Raw genomic sequence first — 20,347 nt, 5'->3', positions numbered from 1 at the left:
GCGGAGGGCGCTACGGGGCTGGAACCGGCTCAGCTTCCCGGGACGCCGGGTGTTTGCGGATGGTGGCGCTGATGATCGCCGCGATGGTGCACATGGCCGCCGCGCCGAACCAGGCGTAGGTGTATTGGCCGGTGGCGTCCCTGATGGCTCCGGCCCCCAGTGCTGCCGCGGCCGCTCCAAGCTGGTGCGCGGCGAACACCCAGCCGAACACAACGCTGCCGTCCGCGCCGAAGGTTTCGCGGCAGATGGCGGCGGTGGGCGGAACGGTGGCCACCCAGTCAAGGCCGTAGATCACCACAAAAACGATCATGCTGGGCTGGACTTCGGCGCTCAGGAGCAGGGGAAGCACCAGCAGGCCGATCCCGCGGAACTGGTAGTACAAGGCAAGCAGGATCCGCGGGTTGTGCCGGTCCGTCAGCCAGCCGGAGGCGATAGTGCCCACAATATCGAAGACCCCGACGACGGCGAGCAGGCCGGCGGCGGTGGTTTCCGCCATGCCGTGGTCGTGTGCGGAGGGGATAAAGTGGGTGCCGATCAGGCCGTTGGTGGTGGCGCCGCAGATTGCGAACCCTGCCACGAGCGCCCAAAAGGTCCGGACCTTGCTGGCACGTTGAAGCACCTGCAGCGCCCTGACCGCGGCGTTGTCGCGGGTCCTGTCTGCCGGTGCCGGCGCTTGCGCGGAGGCCCCGGCGGCGGGCGGAGCGGCCCCGTACGGCAGCACGCCGGCATCGGCCGGTGAGTTTTTGAGGAACTTCAGCACCAGCGGGACCACCGCCAGGGCGCCGGCGGCGATCAGCAGCGACGCCTGCCGCCAGCCCGGGTCCTGGGCCAGCATGGCGATGAACGGCAGGAAGACCAGCTGTCCCGCAGCGCTGCCTGCGGTGAGGATGCCGATCACCAGCCCGCGGCTTTTGACGAACCAGGTGTTGGCGATTGTGGCGGCGAAGACCAGTGCCATGGAGCCGGTGCCGAGCCCGATTAGCAGGCCCCAGGTCAGCAGGATCTGCCAGGACTGGTTCACCAGCACGGTGAGGGCGCTTCCCAGACCGATCAGCACCAGTGCCGTTGCCGTGACTTTCCGGATGCCGAAGCGTTCCATCAGCGCAGCGGCAAAGGGTGCCGTGAGTCCGAAGAGAACCAGGTTGATGCTGACCGCCCCGGACAGAGCTGTGGTGGACCAGCCAAACTCCTGCTGGAGCGGCACCATGAGGACACCGGGCGCGGCGCGGAAGCCGGCGGCACCCACCAGGGCGAGGAAGGCGACGGCGGCAACAATCCACGCGGGATGGAAGCGGCGCCCGGGCCACCCCTCCGGCCGGGCTGCGGGCGCTTCCTGTTCATCGGGCACTGCTGCTTCATCGGGGACAGTGCTCACGCCGCGGCTCCTTTCCGGGGTGCAGCGGTGGAAAGCGCGATGGGACGTTCCGACCTCGCCTGGCTGTGCCAGCTCGTGCTGGCCGCCGTCAGCCGCTCACCGCATTCGGTGCAGGTATCGGCTGAGCCGGTCCTTTTGCCGCAGGTTGAGTGAATGACAAAGAGGTGGGCCTTGTCCGAGGGTGCGGCCAGATGCTTTTCTGCCCAGAGCGTCAGCGCATTCAGGACCGGGAGGGCGTCCTCGCCCATGGGGGTGAGGACGTATTCCTGGCGTGTGCGCCCGCCGTCGTCGTACGGCCTTTTCGCCAGCAGCCCTGCCGCGGTCAAGCCTGCCAGGCGCTTGGTGAGCACAGAGTCCGCCACCTTCAGCCGCGACCTGATGGCGTCGAAGCGGCCGTTGCCGAAGAAAAGCTCCCGGAGGACAAGGATGGCCCAGGGGTCGCCCAGGATGTCAACGCCGCGGGCGATGCTGCAGTTTTGCCCGGACCAGTCGGATCGAAGTGCCATGGCAAAACCGTAGCTGGCTTTCTTAAAGATAGCCAGCATCCCGCCGAAGACCCCCTAAGGAAGTGAGGTGAAGGCCTGTTCCAGGTCCGCGATCAGGTCCTCCACGTCCTCAATCCCGCAGGACAGGCGGAGCAGGTTGACCGGAACCGCCAGTTCGGTGCCCTTGACCGAGGCATGGGTCATTTCGGACGGGTAGTTCATCAGCGATTCAATGCCGCCCAAGGACTCCGCGAGCATGAACACTTTGGTGGATTCAGCCACCTTGCGCGCGGCCGCCTCGCCGCCCTTGAACTGTACGGACACCATGCCGCCGAACTGCCGCATCTGTTTCTTCGCCAGCTCGTGCCCAGGGTGGCCGGGCAAGCCCGGATACAGGACGGCTTCCACTTCAGGCCGTTCCAGCAGCCATTCGGCCACCGCCTGTCCGTTCAGGCTGTGCCGGTCCATCCGCACGCCCAGAGTCTTCAGGCCGCGGGTGGTGAGGAAAGCATCCATGGGGCCGGAAACTGCCCCGACGGCGAACTGGACGAAGCCGATCTTCTCGGCCAGTTCGGCATCCTTGACCACCACGGCGCCGCCCACCACGTCGGAGTGCCCGCCGATGTACTTGGTGGTGGAGTGAACGACGACGTCGGCACCCAGGGCGAGCGGGGTCTGCAGGTAGGGGGATGCAAAGGTGTTGTCGACGACCAGGAGGGCCCCGGCGTCGTGCGCGATCCCGGCGAGCGCGGCGATGTCGGTGATCTTCATCAGCGGGTTGGACGGTGTCTCCACCCACAGGAGCCGGGTGTTATTGGCGGCGACAGCCTGCCGCACGGTGTCCAGGTTCGCCATATCCACCGGGGTGTTGCCGATTCCCCAGGGACCCAGCACACGGCTGATGAGCCGGTAGGTTCCGCCGTAGGCATCGTTGCCGAGCACAATGTGATCGCCCGGCCGGGTCAAAGCGCGGATCAGCCCGTCTTCCGCCGCGAGGCCCGAGCCGAAGCTGTAGGCGTGGGTGCCCAGTTCCAGCGCGGCCAGCTGCTCCTGCAGGGCGTCGCGGGTGGGGTTGCCCCCGCGGCCGTACTCATACCCGTCCCGGAGTCCCCCGATGCCGTCCTGCGCATAGGTGGTGGCGAAATGCACGGGAGGCACCACCGCGCCGGTGCGCGGCTCGAAATCCTGCCCCGCATGCACAGCGCGGGTATTAAAACCTTGGTTCTGGGAGGCGGACATGATGCTCCTTTTGTTGGGGGAAGCAGGTCAGTTGCTGAGGTAGGCCAGAAGGTCGTGGCGGGTGAGGATGCCCACCGGCGCACCGACGAACGTGACCATGACGGTGTCCACGTCCGAGAGCAGCTCGCGGGCGGCCGAGATGGTTTCGAGTGAACCGATGACAGGCAGTTTGGGGCCCATGTGCTCGGAGATCTTGTCCGTCAGCCTGGCTTCCCCGCGGAAGAGCTTGGCGGTCAGGGTGCGTTCGTCCACCGCGCCCAGGACCTCGCCCATCACCACCGGCGGTTCCTGCGACAGCACCGGGATGTGGCTGACCCCGAACTCGTTCATGACGTTGATGACATCGCGGACGGACTCGTTGGGGTGGATGTGTACCAGGTCCGGCAGTTCGCCGTTCTTGGAACTGATGACCTCGCCCACGGACGTCTCCTCACCGCCGGACAGGAAGCCGTAGGAACGCATCCACTGGTCGTTGAAGATTTTCGCCAGGTAGCCGCGGCCTGAGTCGGGAAGGATGACGACGACGACGGCGGACTCCGGCAGGTCCCGTGCCGCCTGCAGCGCGGCCACCACAGCCATGCCTGAGGATCCGCCCACCAGCAGGCCTTCCTCGCGGGCAAGCCGGCGCGTCATGGCGAACGAGTCGGCGTCGGAGACGGCGATGACCTGGTCCGGGATGGACTTGTCATAGTTCGCCGGCCACATGTCCTCCCCCACACCTTCAACGAAGTAGGGGCGTCCGGTGCCGCCGGAGTAGACCGAACCCTCGGGGTCGGCACCGATGATCCGGACCAGCCCGCCGTCGGACTCCGGCCGGTCAGCCGAGACCTCCTTGAGGTAGCGGCCCGCACCGGTGATGGTTCCGCCGGTACCGGCGCCGATAACGCAGTGGGTGACCAGGCCGTCCGTATCCCGCCAGATCTCCGGCCCGGTGGTCTGGTAGTGACTGCCGGGGGCGGCGGGGTTGGAGAACTGGTCCGGCTTGTACGCGCCAGGTGTCTCCCGGACCAGCCGGTCCGAGACACCGTAGTAGCTTTGCGGGCTGTCCGGCGGGACGGCAGTGGGTGTCACCACCACTTCGGCTCCGTAGGCCTGCAGGACGGCACGCTTGTCCTCGCCCACCTTGTCCGGCACCACAAAAATGCACTTGTAGCCTTTTTGCTGTGCAACCAGCGCCAAGCCCACGCCGGTGTTGCCGGACGTGGGCTCAACAATGGTTCCGCCAGGCTGCAGCTTGCCCTCCCGCTCGGCGTCTTCAATCATCTTGGCCGCGATGCGGTCCTTGATGGATCCGCCGGGGTTCAGGTACTCCAGCTTGACCAGGACTGTGGCTTTGATGCCCTCAGTAACGTGGTTGAGCTTGATGAGCGGGGTGTTGCCGATGAGGTCCAGGATGGACTGGGCGTACTTCATGAGTACAAAGCTACCGCTTCCACAGGCCCTGTCCCCTACCCGGCAGCCTGCGCCTGCTGGTCCGCGGGAAGGTTTTCCCAAAGGCCCATGACGTTGCCTTCGGTGTCCTTGAAGTATGCGAAGGAGCCCATGCCCGGGATGGTTTCCTTCGGCCTTACCACCGCGCCGCCCAGAGACTCCACCGTCTTCAAGGTGGCCTCAATGTCCTCCACGTCCACGGTAATGACGGGACTGGACAGGTCAGCCTCCCGCGCCATCATGCCGCCGTTGATCGCCCCCGCTTCCGTGGGTTGTCCGGTGAACTCGTCCATGGGCGTGGTGACCACCATGTTGTAATCCATGCCCGGGACGGGGTCGATCCGCCAGCCGAGGGCCTCCTTGTAGAAGCTTCTGGCCCGCTCCTGATCATCCGCGGGAATTTCGAAGTGCACGACTCCACCCATCGTTTCCTCCTGGTTTTTCGAGCTTCCGGATGCAGTGTTTTCCGCACCACAGGCAGGATTCTAGTCTCCGGATGCGTGCTGGATAAGGGCCCGGAACGTCCGACGCCGTTCCAGCCCTGCGGGTGTTTTGTCACCCCGTCGTGGGACGATTGCTGCATGACAATCGCAGAGGCACCCCCGCGGCTGGCGGCCGCGGCGGACGCCTCGCTCCGGTGGTATCCGGGTGGCCCCTATGACCTGGCGCGGACTCTCAGCCCGCTCCTGCGCGGCAACAGCGATCCATCCTTCAGTGTCCAGGGCAGCGTTATCTGGAATGCCTTCACCACGGAAGAGGGCCCGGCCACCGTGAGGTTCAGCGGGGCGGGCAGCGCCGGGCTGGAGCACCGGGTGGACGTGCAGGCGTGGGGTCCGGGCGCCGGCGCAGCCCTGGCGTCTGTCCCGCGGCTCCTGGGGGCGGAGGACGACTGGCAGGGATTTGACGAGCCGTCATTCCACGCCACACTTCCCCGCATGGTGCGGGAAGCGCGGCGGCACAGCCTGGCCCTGCGGCTCCCATCCACCGGGCGGATGGTGGACCAGCTCGTGCCGATCATCCTGGAACAAAAAGTGACAGTAATTGAGGCACGCCGGGCCTACCGGTACCTGATACACCGATACGGCTCCCCCGCTCCCACGGCCGGATCGCTGGCTCCTGCCGGGCTCCTGCTGGCACCCACCGCCACCCAATGGCTGCAGGTGCCGAGCTGGGAGTGGCACCGGGCCGGAGTAGGGCCGCAGCGCTCTGCGACCGTGATGCGGGCGCTCCGCTCCGCCGTCGCGCTTGAACGGCTGGCAGCGCTGCCTGCGCTGGAAGCGGCGGCGAAGTTGCAGACCATCCCCGGCATCGGCATCTGGACGGCGGCGGAGGTGGTGCAGCGCACCCACGGCTGCCCTGACTCCATCTCGGTGGGCGACTACCACCTCGCCGCCTATGTAGGGGCCGCGTTGACGGGACGGCGGACGGACGACGCCGGCATGCTCCGCCTCCTCGCCCCGTGGCACGGGCACCGCCAGCGCGTGGTGCGGATGATCCAGAGCAGCGGCTTCCGCAAACCCACCTTCGGACCCAGGATGACCATTCAGGACCACCGCCGGCACTGATCCGGCCAGGACGAACGGCTGATACCGGCAGGAGAATCGATTAGTGGCGCAACAGTCCGGCGGGCCTGCGTCAACAGTAAAGGGCACGCGGGCAGGGGCCGGTATGGTGAAATCCATGAGTTCACCTATTGACCTGCAGGCAACGTTCATCCCCAATGACGGCGAGTTTTACCGTGTGAAGCTGGCTCTGGAAATCGCCATCGACGAGGTGGTGAACGAGCCGGGCTGCATCCGCTACGAGCTTACTGAAGCAACGGAGGAAAAACTGGTCCTCACCGAACAGTGGGCGTCGGAGGAGGACCTGGCCAAGCACTCCAACGGCATCGCGGTGCAGGACCTGAACGAGTCCCTGAGCGCGCTCCTGGCCGAGCCCGTCAAGCTGGAACGCCTCTAACTTCTTCTAAACGCGGTTAAAGCGAAGCGGCGCCCTCCTCGTGGAGGGCGCCGCTTCTACGTTTTGGGGGATGTTTACGCTTCCGGAATCTGCGTACCGTCCTGGGGGCCGGCCGCGGCAGCGGCTTCCTCCCGCTGGCGGGCTACATGGGCATGGACCTCGTCCATGTCCAGCGCCTTGACGGCGTCAACCACCTGTTCCAGCTGCTGTGCGTTCAGGGCTCCGGGCTGTGAGAACACCAGCACCTTCTCGCGGAAAGCCATCAGGGTGGGGATTGAGGAAATGCCTGCCTCGGCGGCGAGCTGCTGCTCCGCTTCCGTGTCCACCTTCGTGAAGAGGACGTCCGGGTGCTTCTCGGAGACGGCGGAGTACGTGGGCCCAAACTGCTTGCAGGGGCCGCACCATTCTGCCCAGAAGTCCACCAGGACAATGTCATTGCCCTCGATAATTGACGCGAACTGTTCACCTGTGATGTCAACGGTAGCCATGAGTCAACGGTACGCGCGGCCGCCCGGGATGTCGCGGCGGCGGCCGTTTGTTCGCTCCCCGCGTCATTGGGAATAACCTGGCCTGCACAGCGGACCCGGGGAAACCTTGGAGCTCTTGCCCGGGAGGGCTAGCCCCAAACGTGCGGCGCAGGCCTCCGGCTTCCCGGCAGTGCGCTGGAAGCGCGCCACTCGTGTACCCAATTCGGAAGCACCAGGTCCGACGGCGGGCCGCCGAACTCCCGCAGGATCTCCTCCTGGCTGACCGGCCTGCCCTTGTGGACCAGGCGGGTGGCGATGTGGGCACGGGCGTAGATCTCACCGTCGGCTACCATGCGCTGCTCGAAGTAGATGGCCTTGGCGTCCAGGCCGATGATGCGTGTTTCGATGGTGTACTGCTGCCACAGCTGAAGGGACTTCCGGAAGGCGATGGTTTCTGCCGCCACCACCGGGCCCCACCCGCGGCGGCGCATCCGCTTCCACACTCCGCTTCGCGCCATCAGGTCAAACCGGCCCAGGTCCAGCAGGGAAAGATACATTCCGTTGTTGACGTGCAGGGCGATGTCGATGTCGGTGGGCAGCACCCTGAGCGGAAGCGAGGAACTGTCCCAAACCGTCAGCGGCGGGCGGCGGGAAGAGGTGAAGAGCAGCAGGAGGGTTCGCAGAAGCAGGTGCATTCGATCATGTTACCTACGGGTAATGTCGGGCGGGATCAAGCACGAAGACGCCCGGCCCGACCCACGTAGGATTTCCTGCATGACCCAACATCGCTACCGGGACCTCGCGGACTGGCCGCTCACGGTGACGGCGCTCATCTTCCTGGCGGCGTATGCATGGCAGGTGCTGGGCCGCATCGAAGGCAGTAGCGCCTTCTGGCTTGAGGCTGTCATGTGGGCGACCTGGGGTATCTTTGCCGTGGACTACTTAGTTAACCTGTGGCTGGCGGATGACCGGGGCAGCTGGTTTCTCCGGAACCTGCATGAACTGCTTATTGTGGTGCTGCCGTTCTTCCGGCCGCTGCGCCTGCTCCGGCTGGTGACGCTGCTGTCCGTATTGCACCGCACGCTCGGGGACACGCTGCGGGGACGCGTGGTCACGTATGTGGCAGGGTCTGCGGCGATGCTGGTGTTTGTGGGCGCACTCGCCGTCCTTGACGTGGAACAGACTGTCCCGGATGCCAGGATCACTACCTTTGGAGACGCGTTGTGGTGGGCCATGACCACCATCACCACCGTGGGCTACGGGGACATGTACCCCGTGACACCGATTGGGCGGATGGTCGCAGCCGCCCTCATGATGAGCGGAATTGCCGTCCTGGGTGTGGTGACGGCCTCCATCGCGTCCTGGCTGGTCCAGCGTGTGGAGGACACTGCTGAGGCCGTGGCCGATGCTGAGGCGCCGGTCCGGGCGGAGCTGGCAGAACTCGTGGCGGAACTGGCTGCGCTTCGCCGGGAAGTCGCTGCGCTGAAGGACCAGCCCAGCCGCTAGCACAGGCTGATGCCCGGTAAGTGGGCGGAATCAGACTGAGTATCCGGGGCTGAACGCCCGAGTACCCGGCAAGGATATTCGGGTAATTCCTACTGGTGCCCGCAGGATGCACACTTCCTAGACTCGGGAATCCTAGGACCGAACATGTGCTGGCCTGTTCACCGGGTGGCTTCCGGATGGCAGTGCCTCCTCGCGGAGCTTCCGTATCTTCTGGGTATGCGGACACTCCATCTTGTGCCGACGGCGGCCAGCCTGGAAGGGGACCGCCCCGGCGCATCACACGCGCTCCGTCCCGCCTTCGCTTCGTGCGCCTGCAGCTGCCTGGCTGGACCGAACCCCGATGGGCTATCCCATGAACCAGCCGAAGTTTCAAACCTCCGAACCACCAGGACGCAGTTTCGCCACAAACGCTTTCCGCTCCGGCGTGACGGCTGCCCCGCCCACCGTCATGAACAGGCTGTGGGCCGGGATGGCCGCTGCCGCCGTAGTGGCGGCGGTGGGAGTCGGTGCGCTCGCTGCCCCGGCCACGTCACTGCTGCAGGACTCGACGGCGGCTGCCCCCGTTGCCGGGACGCCGGAACCGGCCGCCCGCGTTGACGCGGCTGGCCAGGCTGCGGCCGAAGGCGATTCCTCCGGGACCTCTTCCGGCGACGGGCAGGAGCAGCCGGCCGTGCCCGCGGCCGCACCTGCGGCGGTGCCCCCTGCAATGGAAGCGCAGGCGTCACCTCCTGTTCCGCCCGCTGTCGCCCCCGCGCCAGCCCCTGAGCCGCCAGATCAGACGTTGATTCTTTCCGGTCCAGCCCCTGCCACACCCGAGGGGGCAGCCGCCGTGGCCAGCGCTCCGGCACCGGCCGTGGCGCCAGCACCCGTTGCTCCTGTTCCGGTGGTTCCGGCTGCTCCGGCAATCCGAACCATTTACGTGGCCGGCGCCGGCGGGCAATCCATGGTGGACGCCTGCATCGGCCCCATCCACTACACCCCGAACGACGGCTACTCGCTTTTCATCACCGAACACGACTTCTGCGGGGGCTGGGCGCGCTTCTCCGGAATTGGGGTGGGTGAGACGGTAGAGATCCCGGGCTACGGAACCTACACAGCAACCGCGAGGGGCCAGGTACCAAACCCGGGAACCACCAATGACGTCATCGCAGTGTTCGGTGGTTTCCCGCGGGCCATCCTGCAGACCTGCATTCCGGGGACCAGCCAGATGCTCCTGATCGCACTGAACTAGCCGGGGTGAACCAGCCGGTTGGAAACTGGGCGGCGTCATGGCCTTTCCGCGGCTGTTACTTGTCTGGGCTGCGGCAGGGGCGCATGCATGGACATAAAGTAACGCCACGAATCGAACTCCGTGGCGTTGGTTCTGCGGGACATTCCCTCAGGGAAGCAGGGCTAGGCGTTCATCCGTTTGCGCTCCGAGATGTGCTCCACGAGCTCACCCACACGCTGTTCGGAGTAGTTGCGGGCGATGTCTCCCTGGCTGATGATGCCCACCAACTTGTGGTCCGCGATAACCGGAAGCCGCCGGACCTGGTACTTTTCCATCATTTCGATGGCGGCATCAACATTCGCGTCGGCATCCACCCAGTAGGGCCGGCCAGTGGCCAGGTCACGGGCCATCATTTCGCGGGGATCGCGCCCGGCGGCTACGCACTTGAGCACGATGTCCCGGTCGGTGATCATGCCCCTCAGCTTGCCGTCATCACCGCAGATCGGCAACGACCCGCAGTCCAGATCCAGCATCATGCGGGCGGCGTCGGCGAGGGTCTGGTTTTCCTTAATACACTGTGCGTCCGTCGTCATGAATTCACGTACGGCACTCATTGGTCCTCCTTTATCGATTTCCTAATCGACGCAGGGCATCGGGCGCATGCGCCGATGCTGTCAGCCTACGCCCGGGGATGGCCCGTGTCGACGGCGGTCGGCTGGTTGTAAAGGCGTGGATGCAGACTCTTTGCGGGACACGAAAAAGCCTCCGGAACCTGGGGTTCCGGAGGCTTTTCCTTGGGTGGCAGATGAGGGATTCGAACCCCCGTAGGCGTTGCCAGCTGATTTACAGTCAGCCCCCTTTGGCCGCTCGGGTAATCTGCCGAACTTCAAAAGAAGATCACCCCCGGCTGCAGTCCGTGAAACGTCCGTTTCCGGGCCGTTCCGCTTCCAGTAACCGCGGGCAAGACAACTTTACAGAACTTCCGCCGAAGAATCGAATCGGCGCACCACGGCCAAAAAAGCGCGGTTTTAGCGGGTCCATCCTCGAGGTATGGCGGTGGCCGGACGCGTCAGGCTTCACCCAGAATCCGCCCGGCCAGGCGGGCCTCGAACTTCACCGCCTGCTCCTCGGTGATCTGGTTCAGCTGGACGGCGCGGAGAAGGTCCTCTCTGACACCCTCCATCCGGGATGCGGCGTCCGCCACAGGGCTGAAGATAATGGAGGCTGCCACCGCCGCTGCCGCCACGGACGTTGCTGCGGTGGCCACGGCGCCGGCCGCCGCCGAGCTGGTTCGTGTGACATATTGCGCGGCCTTGCGGTGCATCGTGTTCCTTTCGTGCAGCTTTCCAACCCTTTCAACTGTGCCCGGGCCCCCTTCGTTCCCCCGGGGCGTGCGCTGGGAGGGAACTGTGAATACCGCACCCCCAGCGGGAGCATCCGTATTACGCTTGAATCCAGCCCACCCGGCCCCGTCCGCCGACGGGGCTCCCACCAGTGCAAGGAGAGTCATGGCAGGCGAGTCAACGTTCGACGTCGTAAGCAAAGTGGACAAGCAGGAAGTGGCCAACGCCCTTAACCAGGCACAAAAGGAACTGGCCCAGCGCTACGACTTCAAGGGTGTAGGCGCTGAGGTGGATTTCAGCGGCGAAAAGATCCTCATGAAGGCCAATTCTGAGGAGCGCGTCCTGGCGGTACTGGATGTGCTGCAGTCGAAGCTGATCCGGCGCGGCATCTCCCTGAAGTCGCTGGACACCGGGGAGCCCTACGCCTCCGGCAAGGAGTTCCGCCTTGAGGCTTCCATTAAGGAAGGTATTGCCCAGGACCTGGCGAAGAAGATCAACAAGCTGATCCGTGACGAAGCCCCCAAGTCCGTGAAGTCCCAGATCCAGGGCGACGAACTGCGTGTGACGTCCAAGTCCCGCGATGACCTGCAGGCCACCATGGCGCTGCTGAAGGACTTTGACGAGGCCGACCTGCAGTTCGTTAACTTCCGCAGCTAGCCGCGCTGTCGTTTCCGACGCGCAAAGTACAGCCGCTTCACCAAGAGGCCGGCGCACCCTGAATACGGGCTGCGCCGGCCTCTTTGCGCACCGGGAGGAAGGTTAGCTGAGCCTTATTGTGAGATGTTCATAATAAGTGCTTGAATGGTGTCATGACGGAGAACTTCGACGGCCACGAGGCCTGGGCCAACGCCCTGCGCGCCCATGGCCGCAGGGTGACAAAGCAGCGGCTGGCCGTCCTCGCCGCCGTCGAACGCCACCCGCACTCCCCTGCCGAAAGCATTCTTTCTGCTGCCCGCGCTGAGCTCCCTGAACTGACGGCACAGTCCGTATACGTGGTGCTGGGAGACCTGACGGACCTGCACATGCTTCGCAGGTTCGAACCCCCGCACTCACCCGCGCTCTATGAAACCCGCGTGGGCGACAACCACCACCACGCCATCTGCATCAGCTGCGGCCGCGTGGAGGACGTTGACTGCGCAGTGGGCCACGCTCCCTGCCTCACACCGCACTGGGACGAGAACGCCAAGCCGATGACCATCCAGATCGCCGATGTCATGTACCAGGGCATCTGCCAGGACTGCCAGCAGTCCCAACAACTTCCTTCCAATCGTTTGTCACAAGAAACACAGAAATAGGAGAACAATGACTGCCATTTCAACAACCCAGTCAGGTGCACCCGTAACGTCCGACGCTCACTCGAAGTCGACTGGCGCCGACGGTGCGATCATCCTGACTGACCACTACCTGGTGGAAAAGCTCGCCCAGTTCAACCGCGAGCGGGTTCCGGAGCGCGTAGTGCACGCCAAGGGCGGCGGTGCATTCGGTACGTTCAAGACCACCGAGGACGTGTCCAAGTACACGAAGGCAGCCTTCCTCCAGCCCGGCGCCGAAACCGAGATGCTGATCCGCTTCTCCTCCGTCGCCGGCGAAAACGGCTCCCCGGACACCTGGCGTGATCCCCGCGGTTTCGCCGTGAAGTTCTACACCACCGAGGGCAACTACGACCTCGTGGGCAACAACACCCCGGTGTTCTTCATCCGCGACGGCATCAAGTTCCCGGACTTCATCCACTCCCAGAAGCGCCTTCCGGGTACCCACCTGCGCGACGCCGACATGCAGTGGGACTTCTGGACCCTGTCCCCCGAATCCGCACACCAGGTCACCTGGCTCATGGGCGACCGCGGCCTGCCCGCCTCCTGGCGTGAGATGCAGGGCTACGGCTCCCACACCTACCAGTGGATCAATGCCGAGGGCGAGCGTTTCTGGGTCAAGTACCACTTCAAGTCCAACCAGGGCGTGAACTCCATGAGCAGCGAGCAGGCAGAGCAGCTGGCCGGCTCGGACGCGGACTTCTACATCCGCGACCTGTCCGAAAACATCGAAGCCGGGAACTTCCCGTCCTGGGACCTGCACGTGCAGGTCATGCCGTACGAGGACGCCAAGACCTACCGCTTCAACCCGTTCGACCTGACCAAGGTGTGGCCGCACGGCGACTACCCGCTGATCAAGGTGGGCACCATGGAGCTGAACCGGAACCCGGAGAACTACTTCGCGCAAATCGAGCAGGCCACCTTCGCGCCGTCGAACTTCGTGCCGGGCATTGCGGCTTCCCCGGACAAGATGCTGCAGGCCCGCATCTTCTCCTACGCTGACGCGCACCGCTACCGCGTGGGCACCAACCACGCCCAGATCCCGGTGAACCAGCCGAAGAACCAGGTCAACAACTACAGCCAGGACGGCGCCGGGCGTTACCACTTCAACGCCCCGTCCGTCCCGGTTTACGCCCCCAACTCGGTGGGCGGACCGGCTGCAGTTGAGCCGCAGAACCCGGCAGGCGGCTGGGAGAACGACGGCGAGCTGACCCTTGCCGCGCACTCCCTCCACACCGAGGACAGCGACTTCATCCAGGCCGGCACGCTGTACCGCGAGGTGTACGACGAAGCCAGCAAGGCCCGCTTCCTGGAGACCATCACCGGTGCCGTGGGCGGCGTCAAGAGCCCCGGCATCAAGGAGCGCGCCATCCAGTACTGGACCAACGTTGACGCCGAACTCGGCGCCAAGCTGCGCGCCAACCTCGGCGCCATTGCTGTCGCGTCGGCTCCGTCCTCCGATGCAGAGGCTGCCAACAAGATCGGCTGATCCAGCTGCCTGTTGAGCTTTTTCAAGACCACCCCGTCACGGTTTCCGTGGCGGGGTGGTCTTCTGGCTTTTTTCCATAAATCCGGTGCTTTCCACATAGCCGCCCGAGCCGTGGCCACCACTGGCAGCCCTCCCTAGGATCGACGCATGACAACTTTCCAGGGCATACCTGCCGGCGCCTTCGAGTTCTACAAAGAGCTTCAGGACAACAACAACCGCGAGTGGTGGCTGGAGCACAAGGACAGGTACCAGGAGCTGGTCCGGGAACCGCTCACGCTCCTCCTCGCGGAGCTGGAGCCCCGGTTTGGCCCCGGCCGGGTTTTCCGGGCCAGCAGGGACGTCCGCTTCTCCCAGGACAAGTCGCCGTACAAAACTGCACAGGGTGCTTTTGCATCCAGTCAGGAAGGGATGGGCTACTACCTCCGAATCAGCGCGGACGGGCTCCTGGCGGGCGGAGGCTACCACTCCCACACGCCCGCGCAACTGGCGAGATACCGGAACTCTGTGGATGCGTCAGGAACGGGCGAAGCACTCCGGCACATTGTGGATGCCGTCAGTGCTGCCGGTTTTGTGGTGGAAGGAGAACGGCTCAAAACCGTACCGCGCGGGTATCCCCGGGACCATCCCCGGGGCGCGCTGCTCAAGCAAAAGTCGCTAGCGGCAAGCGTGAACCTCGGACAGCCTGCCTGGCTGGAGACACCGGAAGCAGTGCAGGAAATTGGAGCGTTGTGGGATGAGCTGCGGCCGTTGGTGGAATGGGTGGGCCGGTACGCCGCGCCCTAAGCTTTCACATGGTGCTGGCCAGTTCCACGTTGTAGGAACGGATCCGGACCACCCGCCCGTCCACGAAGTCATAGATGTCGCAGGACGCCACCCGGCTGACGCTGCCATCGCCTGAGACATAGCTCGCGACGCTGTCCACCACCACACTCGATGAAGCCTCTATCACCCTGAACGTGTCGAAGGTGGTCTGGACGCCCCTGAGATCCCGTGCCAGGGATGTGCAGACGTCCATAACGGCGGGCTTTCCGGTAAGGGCTTCACCGCCCACAAGCTCCCAGATGATGTCGTTGTCCAGCTGGGGCACGGCATCTTCGAACCGATGGCTCGAAAAAGCCCTGGCTACCGCTTCCATCGCCACCTGCATACCGCCCACTCCCTTAGTGCCCCCTTGGCCGACCTTCGGTCCACTCATTGAACTCCAAAGTCTCTCCGGCTGCACGTGTAATTCCGGCTTCTGCAAAACGAAAACCGCCCGCTGTCCAAAGATCAGCGGGCGGTTCTGCATTCAGGCAAGCAGTTCGGAGGGTGTCAGGCGCGGGTCAGTTCGTCCTCGTCGTTCCTGCCGGCAGCAACGGAAGCACCATTGACGGCGGTATTCGCTTCCTGGAACCGCTCGTTCAGCCGGGAGTGGCGCTGGCCGTAGGCGAAGTAGATGGCCAAACCGATAGCCAGCCAGATGGCAAAGAAGATCCAGGTCTCCACGGCCAGGTTGGTCATCAGGTAGAGGCACAGCAGGGCGGAAACAATCGGCAGGACCTTGCCGAAGGGGACGCGGAAAGCCGGCTTCAGGTCCGGGCGCTTCTTGCGCAGCACGAGGATGCCAAGGCTCACCACCACAAAGGCGGACAGCGTACCGATGTTGATCATTTCCTCCAGCAGGTCCACATTGGTCAGGCCTGCTACCAGCGCAACAGCGGCGCCGCAGATGATCTGGAGACGCACCGGCGTTGAACGCTTCTCGCTGGTCCTGGACAGTGCACGCGGCAGGAGGCCGTCACGGCTCATGGCAAGCACTACGCGGGACAGGCCCATGAGGAGCACCATGATCACGGTGGTCAGGCCTACCAGGGATCCGAACGCGATGACCTTGGCCGCGGACGTGTCACCCACTGCTTCGAATGCGGTGGTGAGGGTCGGGCTCTCTGCCTCCGCCAGCTGGGTGTAGGAAACCATGCCGGTCAGCGCCAGGGAAACCAGGATGTAGAGCAGCGTCACCAGGGCGAGGCCGCCGAAGATACCGCGCGGCAGGGTCTTCTGCGGGTTCTTGACTTCCTCAGCAGAGGTGGCCACCACGTCGAAGCCGATAAAGGCGAAGAACACCAGGGCAGCGCCGGCGAAGATGCCGAGGGTGCCGTACTGTGCCGGGGCTGCTCCGGTGAGAAAGCCGAAGAACGACTGCTTCAGGACATCGGCGGTGCCGGTGCCGCCGGTGGGCTCGGCTGCCGGGATGAACGGGCTGTAGTTTTCAAACTTCACGTAGGTGAAGCCCACGACGATGACGAAGAGGACCACACCGATCTTGATCAGGGTGAAGATGTTGCCCACGCGGGCGGACAGCTTGGTGCCCAGCACCAGCAGCACCGTAAACACGGCAACGATCAGGAAAGCGCCCCAGTAAAGGTCCACACCGCCGAGTGAGACTGCCGCGGGGATGTCGGCGCCCATCAGCGCGAAGACCTTGCTGAGGTAGATGCCCCAGTACTTGGCGATGACGGCGGCCGCGGTAAAGAGCTCAAGGATCAGGTTCCAGCCAATGATCCAGGCAAGGAGTTCGCCCATCGTGGCGTAAGTGAATACATACGCCGAGCCTGCCACGGGAATGGCGGTGGCAAATTCGGCGTAGCACATGATGGCAAGGGCGCAGGTAATGGCGGCGATCGCGAAGGACAGCGTGACGGCGGGGCCGGAGAAGTTGGCTGCTGCCTTGGCGCCGACCGAGAAGATACCGGCGCCGACGGCAACGGCGACGCCCATGATCATGAGGTCCCAGGTGCTGAGGGAGCGCTTGAGCTTGCGTCCGGGCTCATCGGCGTCAGCCATGGACTGCTCGATGGATTTGGTCCGGAGGAGGTTCATAAGGGGATCACTATCCTGATTTCTGATGGAAACAGACCTATCAACGATAGTGTCCATCCACTGGCCGGTCCCAATGGTTCCGGATGGTGAGACGCACTCCTGCCGAACCATGTTCTGCCAAAAGCACTTAAGACCCTCCATGGGGAGGGCCTCAAGCGCTTTTAGTCCGAATAGTCAGGCAGGCCAGTCCATCAGCCGCGACCGGATGAGGAACCTCTTGCCTTCCGGCGCTTCCACCGAAAAACCGCTGCCCCGCCCCGGCACGACATCTACTGTCAGATGCGTGTGGCTCCAGTAGTTGAACTGCTCCCGGGACATCCAAAACTCCAGGAGTTGGGGCTCGGGCCCAGTGGAAACATCGAACACGCCCAGGAGGACGTCGGAGTCACCGGTCAGGAAGTCGCCCTTCGGGTAACACATGGGCGAGGAACCGTCACAGCACCCGCCGGACTGGTGGAACATCAGCGGTCCATGCTGAAGCCAAAGCTTCCGCAGAAGCTCCGCGGCCGCCGGCACGAGGGCCACCCGGGAAAAGTCCTCCCCGGGCAACGCCGCCGCGGCTTCGATAACACTTTCCGCAGCCATGGCCTAGAAGAAACCGAGCTTGTTTTCGTTGTAGCTGACCAGCAGGTTCTTGGTCTGCTGGTAGTGGTCCAGCATCATCGCGTGGTTCTCACGTCCGATGCCGGAGGACTTGTAGCCGCCGAAGGCGGCGCCGGCCGGGTAGGCGTGGTAGTTGTTGACCCAGACGCGGCCGGCCTGGATTTCGCGGCCGGCGCGGTAGGCAACATTGCCGTTGCGGGACCAGACGCCGGCACCCAGCCCGTAGAGGGTGTCGTTGGCCAGTCCCATGGCGTCGTTGTAATCGCTGAATTTGGTCACGGCCACCACCGGGCCAAAAATCTCCTCCTGGAAAATCCGCATCTTGTTATGGCCTTCGAACACCGTGGGCTGGACGTAGTAGCCGCCTGCCAGGTCGCCTGGCAGTTCTGCCCGGCCGCCGCCGGTCAGCACCTTGGCGCCCTCCTGCTTGCCGATGTCGATGTAGGAGAGGATCTTTTCGAGCTGGTCGTTTGAGGCCTGGGCGCCCACCTGGGTGTCGGTGTCCAGCGGGTTGCCCTGGACCATCTTCTCGACCCGGGCAATCGCGTCGGCCATAAAGGACTCATAGATGTCCTCCTGCACCAGCGCGCGGGACGGGCAGGTGCACACCTCGCCCTGGTTGAAGGCGAACAGCGCGAAGCCCTCCTGGGCCTTGTCGTAAAACGCATCGTTGTCCTGGGCGACGTCGTTGAAGAAAATGTTCGGGCTCTTGCCGCCCAGTTCCAGGGTGACAGGAATCAGGTTCTGGCTGGCGTACTGGCTGATGAGGCGGCCTGTGGTGGTTTCGCCGGTGAACGCGATCTTGCGGATCCGGGGGCTGGATGCCAGCGGCTTGCCGGCCTCCACACCGAAGCCGTTGACCACGTTGACCACACCCGCGGGAAGAAGGTCGCCGATGAGCTCCATCAGGACCAGAATGGACGACGGCGTCTGCTCGGCGGGCTTGAGCACCACGGCGTTGCCGGCGGCGAGCGCCGGAGCCAGCTTCCACACTGCCATCAGGATCGGGAAGTTCCAGGGGATGATCTGCCCTACGACCCCGAGCGGTTCGTGGAAGTGGTAGGCAGTGGTGTCGTCATCGAGCTGGGACAGCCTGCCCTCCTGGGCGCGTACGGCCGAGGCAAAGTAGCGGAAGTGGTCGGCTGCGAGCGGAAGATCGGCGTTGAGGGTCTCGCGGATGGGCTTGCCGTTGTCCCAGGACTCAGCAACGGCGAGCATCTCAAGGTTGCCGTCGATCCTGTCCGCGATCTTGTTCAGGATCGCCGCACGCTCGGCCACAGAGGTTTTGCCCCACGAGGGTGCTGCCTTATGCGCTGCATCCAGTGCCAGCTCAATGTCCTCGGCCGTGCCGCGGGCCACCTCACAGAAGGCCTTGCCCGTTACCGGTGTGATGTTTTCAAAGTACTGGCCCTTCACCGGGGCCACCCATTCCCCGCCGATCCAGTTCTCGTAGCGGTCCTTGAACGTGACCTTCGAGCCCTCGGTACCGGGCTGTGCGTAAACAGTCATTGCTAGCTCCTTTGCTGTGCAAACCAGGCTTTCGCCGTTGGAGCCAGCGTAGGAGCGGGAAGGTTGCAGCAAGGTTGCATCCAGTGCCATTTAGGCGTGGAGCTCTGCTTCCAGCCGTTCCAGGTCCGCGACGACGGCGGCGCGCTTGGGTGAGCGGGCCGGAAGGAGGCGGAGCGCGGCGCGGCGGATGCCGACGTCGTTCCTTGCCTCCGGGAGCGCTGCGTACCGGAGCAGCGACTCGGCGCTGCCGTCCGTCAGTACTGCTTCCCGCAGCAGCGAGGAAACCTTGTTCCGCAGCTCGATGATGCCGGGCGCCTCAGAGCGGGGCAGAACGGCGCCGCGGTAAATTTCCAGGGCGATGCGGTGGGCGCCGCGCTGCAGGCAGCTCAGCACCTGGGCGCTGTCCGGGACGAGGTCCAGGGGAAGCCGGTAAGGCCGGGAACCCGGAACAGCGTCCGGATCGAGTTGCTGAAGGACCTTCCGCAGGCGCACCATTTCAGCCCTGAGAGTGATGGTGGAGCCGTCCCCGGGATAGAGCAGGAGGTTGAGCTCCCCGGCGCTGAGACCATCGGAGTGGGTGCTCAGCATTGTGAGGATCTCGCTGTGCCGGGCGGAAAGTGCAACGGTCCTGCCACGCAGACTGAGCAGCGCGTGGTCGCGGCCCAGCAGCTGCAGGCTGTTCCGGTAGAGGCTGCTTATCTTGGCACCGGCCCCCGGTGCGTGGGAGGCGGCATGCTCCGGACGCCGTCGCGCGGGCATGGCGGCACGCTCCGAGGCGCGCTGAAGACGTTCAATGCGCAGCTGTGCCTGCGCGGCAGCCACGGTTGCCTCCACGAGGGACAGCGTGTGGGGTGCCACCGCAGTGGAAGTGCCGGTAATGTCCACGACTCCGAGCAGTGCGCCGGAATCCGGGTCGTGGAAGGGGACGGCCGTGCAGCTCCAGGCATGGACGGCCCGCTGGTAGTGCTCCGCTCCTGAGATCTGGATGCCGCGGCCCAGGGCGAGGGCGGTTCCGGGTGCGCTGGTGCCAACGGTGGCCTCGGACCAGTCGGCGCCGGGAACGAACATCATGCCCTCGGCCCTTCTCTGCAGGGCAGGATCACCATCAACCCAGAGCAACCGGCCCACCTCATCCCCTACCGCCACCAGCAGTCCGCTGTCGTGGCTGGGCTGGACCAGGAGCTTGTTGATGACCGGCATGATGGCGGCCAACGGGTGCTGCCGGCGGTAGTCCTCCAGCTCGTCCCGGTCGATGGCCAGCGGTGCAGCAGGGTTGTCCGGGTTTGCGTTGAAGCCGGCGGAGCGCTGCCAGGATTCGCGGATGAGGGGGCGGAGTCCGCTGGCGGCATCGGACATGCCGCCGCCGTCGAGGTTTTCATGGGCCGCAAGGGCACAGCGCTGCACCGGCTCCGCCTGAATCAGGTTCCTCATCGAACTCCTGTGCTGCCTGCAGGCACGGCGCCACAATGCCGGCCAAGGGTGGTGGCCATTCTAGCGCGGCCCTCCTCCCCTTACCCAACAGTAAGTTTGGGTCAGATGCCAGGGCCAGGAGGGTGATGAGG

At 64.7% G+C, this 20,347-nt stretch carries 22 protein-coding genes and 1 tRNA gene; 8 read left to right on the top strand and 15 right to left on the bottom strand.

The genetic code is table 11. The features are described from left to right. Positions 1–10 precede the first annotated feature (10 nt). From AC5RVN_RS00560 to AC5RVN_RS00540, 5 genes are read right to left on the bottom strand one after another with little or no spacing between them, the layout of a single operon-like run. Entirely contained in the window at positions 11–1,375 is a 1,365-nt protein-coding gene (locus AC5RVN_RS00560) for an MFS transporter (RefSeq protein ID WP_494136767.1), read from the bottom strand. Beyond that, on the bottom strand, positions 1,372–1,881 hold the full coding sequence (locus tag AC5RVN_RS00555; RefSeq protein WP_494105163.1) for a winged helix-turn-helix transcriptional regulator: 510 nt from the start codon (positions 1,879–1,881) through the stop codon (positions 1,372–1,374). Before AC5RVN_RS00555 ends, AC5RVN_RS00560 begins: the two co-directional genes overlap by 4 nt. A gap of 54 nt (positions 1,882–1,935) precedes the next feature. After that, positions 1,936–3,099 carry a cystathionine gamma-synthase gene (locus AC5RVN_RS00550; RefSeq protein ID WP_494042013.1) on the bottom strand — a complete coding sequence of 388 codons (1,164 nt, stop codon included), beginning with the start codon at positions 3,097–3,099 and terminating at the stop codon, positions 1,936–1,938. 27 nt (positions 3,100–3,126) lie between these two features. Then, positions 3,127–4,512: a cystathionine beta-synthase gene (locus AC5RVN_RS00545; RefSeq protein WP_494136766.1), complete on the bottom strand. Its 1,386-nt coding sequence runs from the start codon at positions 4,510–4,512 to the stop codon at positions 3,127–3,129. A gap of 35 nt (positions 4,513–4,547) precedes the next feature. After that, positions 4,548–4,955, bottom strand: coding sequence for a VOC family protein (locus AC5RVN_RS00540; RefSeq protein WP_494136765.1), 408 nt, complete (start codon positions 4,953–4,955; stop codon positions 4,548–4,550). A gap of 156 nt (positions 4,956–5,111) precedes the next feature. On the opposite strand from AC5RVN_RS00540, the gene AC5RVN_RS00535 reads away from it, so the two are divergent. After that, entirely contained in the window at positions 5,112–6,095 is a 984-nt protein-coding gene (locus AC5RVN_RS00535) for a DNA-3-methyladenine glycosylase family protein (protein ID WP_494136764.1), read from the top strand. A 115-nt stretch (positions 6,096–6,210) separates the two neighbouring features. Beyond that, entirely contained in the window at positions 6,211–6,489 is a 279-nt protein-coding gene (locus tag AC5RVN_RS00530; protein WP_163161755.1) for a putative quinol monooxygenase, read from the top strand. Positions 6,490–6,563: 74 nt separating this feature from the next. On the opposite strand, the gene AC5RVN_RS00525 is transcribed toward AC5RVN_RS00530, so the two are convergent. Together AC5RVN_RS00525 and AC5RVN_RS00520 are read right to left on the bottom strand one after the other, a co-directional pair. Beyond that, positions 6,564–6,977: a thioredoxin family protein gene (locus AC5RVN_RS00525; RefSeq protein WP_494136763.1), complete on the bottom strand. Its 414-nt coding sequence runs from the start codon at positions 6,975–6,977 to the stop codon at positions 6,564–6,566. A 128-nt stretch (positions 6,978–7,105) separates the two neighbouring features. Further along, positions 7,106–7,651 (bottom strand): acyl-CoA thioesterase, encoded by a 546-nt coding sequence (locus tag AC5RVN_RS00520; protein ID WP_494136762.1) that lies wholly within the window; start codon positions 7,649–7,651, stop codon positions 7,106–7,108. A gap of 79 nt (positions 7,652–7,730) precedes the next feature. Between AC5RVN_RS00520 and AC5RVN_RS00515 the strand changes: the two genes are divergently transcribed. Then, a complete protein-coding gene (locus AC5RVN_RS00515) occupies positions 7,731–8,462 on the top strand; it encodes a potassium channel family protein (protein ID WP_494105170.1) in 732 nt (243 codons plus the stop codon). A gap of 352 nt (positions 8,463–8,814) precedes the next feature. Next, positions 8,815–9,693: a LysM peptidoglycan-binding domain-containing protein gene (locus AC5RVN_RS00510; protein ID WP_494136761.1), complete on the top strand. Its 879-nt coding sequence runs from the start codon at positions 8,815–8,817 to the stop codon at positions 9,691–9,693. A gap of 161 nt (positions 9,694–9,854) precedes the next feature. On the opposite strand, the gene AC5RVN_RS00505 is transcribed toward AC5RVN_RS00510, so the two are convergent. The 3 genes from AC5RVN_RS00505 to AC5RVN_RS00495 form a co-directional block, all read right to left on the bottom strand. Continuing rightward, positions 9,855–10,286, bottom strand: coding sequence for a CBS domain-containing protein (locus AC5RVN_RS00505; protein ID WP_494041728.1), 432 nt, complete (start codon positions 10,284–10,286; stop codon positions 9,855–9,857). Positions 10,287–10,471: 185 nt separating this feature from the next. Continuing rightward, positions 10,472–10,553, bottom strand: a tRNA-Tyr gene (locus AC5RVN_RS00500). A gap of 188 nt (positions 10,554–10,741) precedes the next feature. Then, on the bottom strand, positions 10,742–10,996 hold the full coding sequence (locus AC5RVN_RS00495; protein WP_494041727.1) for a hypothetical protein: 255 nt from the start codon (positions 10,994–10,996) through the stop codon (positions 10,742–10,744). A 184-nt stretch (positions 10,997–11,180) separates the two neighbouring features. Between AC5RVN_RS00495 and AC5RVN_RS00490 the strand changes: the two genes are divergently transcribed. The 4 genes from AC5RVN_RS00490 (at position 11,181) to AC5RVN_RS00475 (ending at position 14,597) form a co-directional block, all read left to right on the top strand. Beyond that, a complete protein-coding gene (locus tag AC5RVN_RS00490; RefSeq protein WP_050054209.1) occupies positions 11,181–11,672 on the top strand; it encodes a YajQ family cyclic di-GMP-binding protein in 492 nt (163 codons plus the stop codon). 152 nt (positions 11,673–11,824) lie between these two features. Continuing rightward, entirely contained in the window at positions 11,825–12,310 is a 486-nt protein-coding gene (locus tag AC5RVN_RS00485; RefSeq protein ID WP_494041726.1) for a Fur family transcriptional regulator, read from the top strand. A gap of 7 nt (positions 12,311–12,317) precedes the next feature. Continuing rightward, positions 12,318–13,814, top strand: a complete 1,497-nt coding sequence (locus AC5RVN_RS00480) for a catalase (protein WP_494041725.1) — start codon at positions 12,318–12,320, stop codon at positions 13,812–13,814. A gap of 147 nt (positions 13,815–13,961) precedes the next feature. Further along, positions 13,962–14,597 carry a DUF2461 domain-containing protein gene (locus tag AC5RVN_RS00475; protein WP_494136760.1) on the top strand — a complete coding sequence of 212 codons (636 nt, stop codon included), beginning with the start codon at positions 13,962–13,964 and terminating at the stop codon, positions 14,595–14,597. Positions 14,598–14,601: 4 nt separating this feature from the next. Here AC5RVN_RS00475 and AC5RVN_RS00470 read toward each other — a convergent pair whose 3' ends face one another. From AC5RVN_RS00470 to AC5RVN_RS00450, 5 genes are all read right to left on the bottom strand, one after another. Further along, complete coding sequence (locus tag AC5RVN_RS00470; protein ID WP_494041754.1) at positions 14,602–14,961, bottom strand: nuclear transport factor 2 family protein; 360 nt, start codon at positions 14,959–14,961, stop codon at positions 14,602–14,604. Between the two features lie 164 nt (positions 14,962–15,125). Continuing rightward, a complete protein-coding gene (locus AC5RVN_RS00465; RefSeq protein WP_494105175.1) occupies positions 15,126–16,673 on the bottom strand; it encodes an amino acid permease in 1,548 nt (515 codons plus the stop codon). A gap of 174 nt (positions 16,674–16,847) precedes the next feature. Next, positions 16,848–17,258 (bottom strand): DUF779 domain-containing protein, encoded by a 411-nt coding sequence (locus AC5RVN_RS00460; RefSeq protein ID WP_494041722.1) that lies wholly within the window; start codon positions 17,256–17,258, stop codon positions 16,848–16,850. A 3-nt stretch (positions 17,259–17,261) separates the two neighbouring features. Continuing rightward, positions 17,262–18,785: an acetaldehyde dehydrogenase ExaC gene (exaC, locus tag AC5RVN_RS00455; protein ID WP_494041721.1), complete on the bottom strand. Its 1,524-nt coding sequence runs from the start codon at positions 18,783–18,785 to the stop codon at positions 17,262–17,264. A gap of 90 nt (positions 18,786–18,875) precedes the next feature. After that, positions 18,876–20,216: a GAF domain-containing protein gene (locus AC5RVN_RS00450; protein WP_494041720.1), complete on the bottom strand. Its 1,341-nt coding sequence runs from the start codon at positions 20,214–20,216 to the stop codon at positions 18,876–18,878. Positions 20,217–20,347 lie beyond the last annotated feature (131 nt).

It is taken from the genome of Arthrobacter sp. sptzw32 (assembly GCF_059089735.1).
Note: the sequence above shows the minus strand (reverse complement) of the source record. Positions and strands in the feature narration are given on the sequence as shown.

Coding starts and splice junctions, on each gene's coding strand:
- AC5RVN_RS00450 (WP_494041720.1), bottom strand. CDS start 20,216: ATGAGGAACCTGATTCAGGCGGAGCCGGTGCAGCGCTGTGCCCTTGCG.
- AC5RVN_RS00525 (WP_494136763.1), bottom strand. CDS start 6,977: ATGGCTACCGTTGACATCACAGGTGAACAGTTCGCGTCAATTATCGAG.
- AC5RVN_RS00530 (WP_163161755.1), top strand. CDS start 6,211: ATGAGTTCACCTATTGACCTGCAGGCAACGTTCATCCCCAATGACGGC.
- AC5RVN_RS00495 (WP_494041727.1), bottom strand. CDS start 10,996: ATGCACCGCAAGGCCGCGCAATATGTCACACGAACCAGCTCGGCGGCG.
- AC5RVN_RS00460 (WP_494041722.1), bottom strand. CDS start 17,258: ATGGCTGCGGAAAGTGTTATCGAAGCCGCGGCGGCGTTGCCCGGGGAG.
- AC5RVN_RS00510 (WP_494136761.1), top strand. CDS start 8,815: ATGAACCAGCCGAAGTTTCAAACCTCCGAACCACCAGGACGCAGTTTC.
- AC5RVN_RS00545 (WP_494136766.1), bottom strand. CDS start 4,512: ATGAAGTACGCCCAGTCCATCCTGGACCTCATCGGCAACACCCCGCTC.
- AC5RVN_RS00475 (WP_494136760.1), top strand. CDS start 13,962: ATGACAACTTTCCAGGGCATACCTGCCGGCGCCTTCGAGTTCTACAAA.
- AC5RVN_RS00520 (WP_494136762.1), bottom strand. CDS start 7,651: ATGCACCTGCTTCTGCGAACCCTCCTGCTGCTCTTCACCTCTTCCCGC.
- AC5RVN_RS00470 (WP_494041754.1), bottom strand. CDS start 14,961: ATGCAGGTGGCGATGGAAGCGGTAGCCAGGGCTTTTTCGAGCCATCGG.
- AC5RVN_RS00485 (WP_494041726.1), top strand. CDS start 11,825: ATGACGGAGAACTTCGACGGCCACGAGGCCTGGGCCAACGCCCTGCGC.
- exaC (WP_494041721.1), bottom strand. CDS start 18,785: ATGACTGTTTACGCACAGCCCGGTACCGAGGGCTCGAAGGTCACGTTC.
- AC5RVN_RS00540 (WP_494136765.1), bottom strand. CDS start 4,955: ATGGGTGGAGTCGTGCACTTCGAAATTCCCGCGGATGATCAGGAGCGG.
- AC5RVN_RS00515 (WP_494105170.1), top strand. CDS start 7,731: ATGACCCAACATCGCTACCGGGACCTCGCGGACTGGCCGCTCACGGTG.
- AC5RVN_RS00535 (WP_494136764.1), top strand. CDS start 5,112: ATGACAATCGCAGAGGCACCCCCGCGGCTGGCGGCCGCGGCGGACGCC.
- AC5RVN_RS00465 (WP_494105175.1), bottom strand. CDS start 16,673: ATGAACCTCCTCCGGACCAAATCCATCGAGCAGTCCATGGCTGACGCC.
- AC5RVN_RS00480 (WP_494041725.1), top strand. CDS start 12,318: ATGACTGCCATTTCAACAACCCAGTCAGGTGCACCCGTAACGTCCGAC.
- AC5RVN_RS00550 (WP_494042013.1), bottom strand. CDS start 3,099: ATGTCCGCCTCCCAGAACCAAGGTTTTAATACCCGCGCTGTGCATGCG.
- AC5RVN_RS00505 (WP_494041728.1), bottom strand. CDS start 10,286: ATGAGTGCCGTACGTGAATTCATGACGACGGACGCACAGTGTATTAAG.
- AC5RVN_RS00555 (WP_494105163.1), bottom strand. CDS start 1,881: ATGGCACTTCGATCCGACTGGTCCGGGCAAAACTGCAGCATCGCCCGC.
- AC5RVN_RS00490 (WP_050054209.1), top strand. CDS start 11,181: ATGGCAGGCGAGTCAACGTTCGACGTCGTAAGCAAAGTGGACAAGCAG.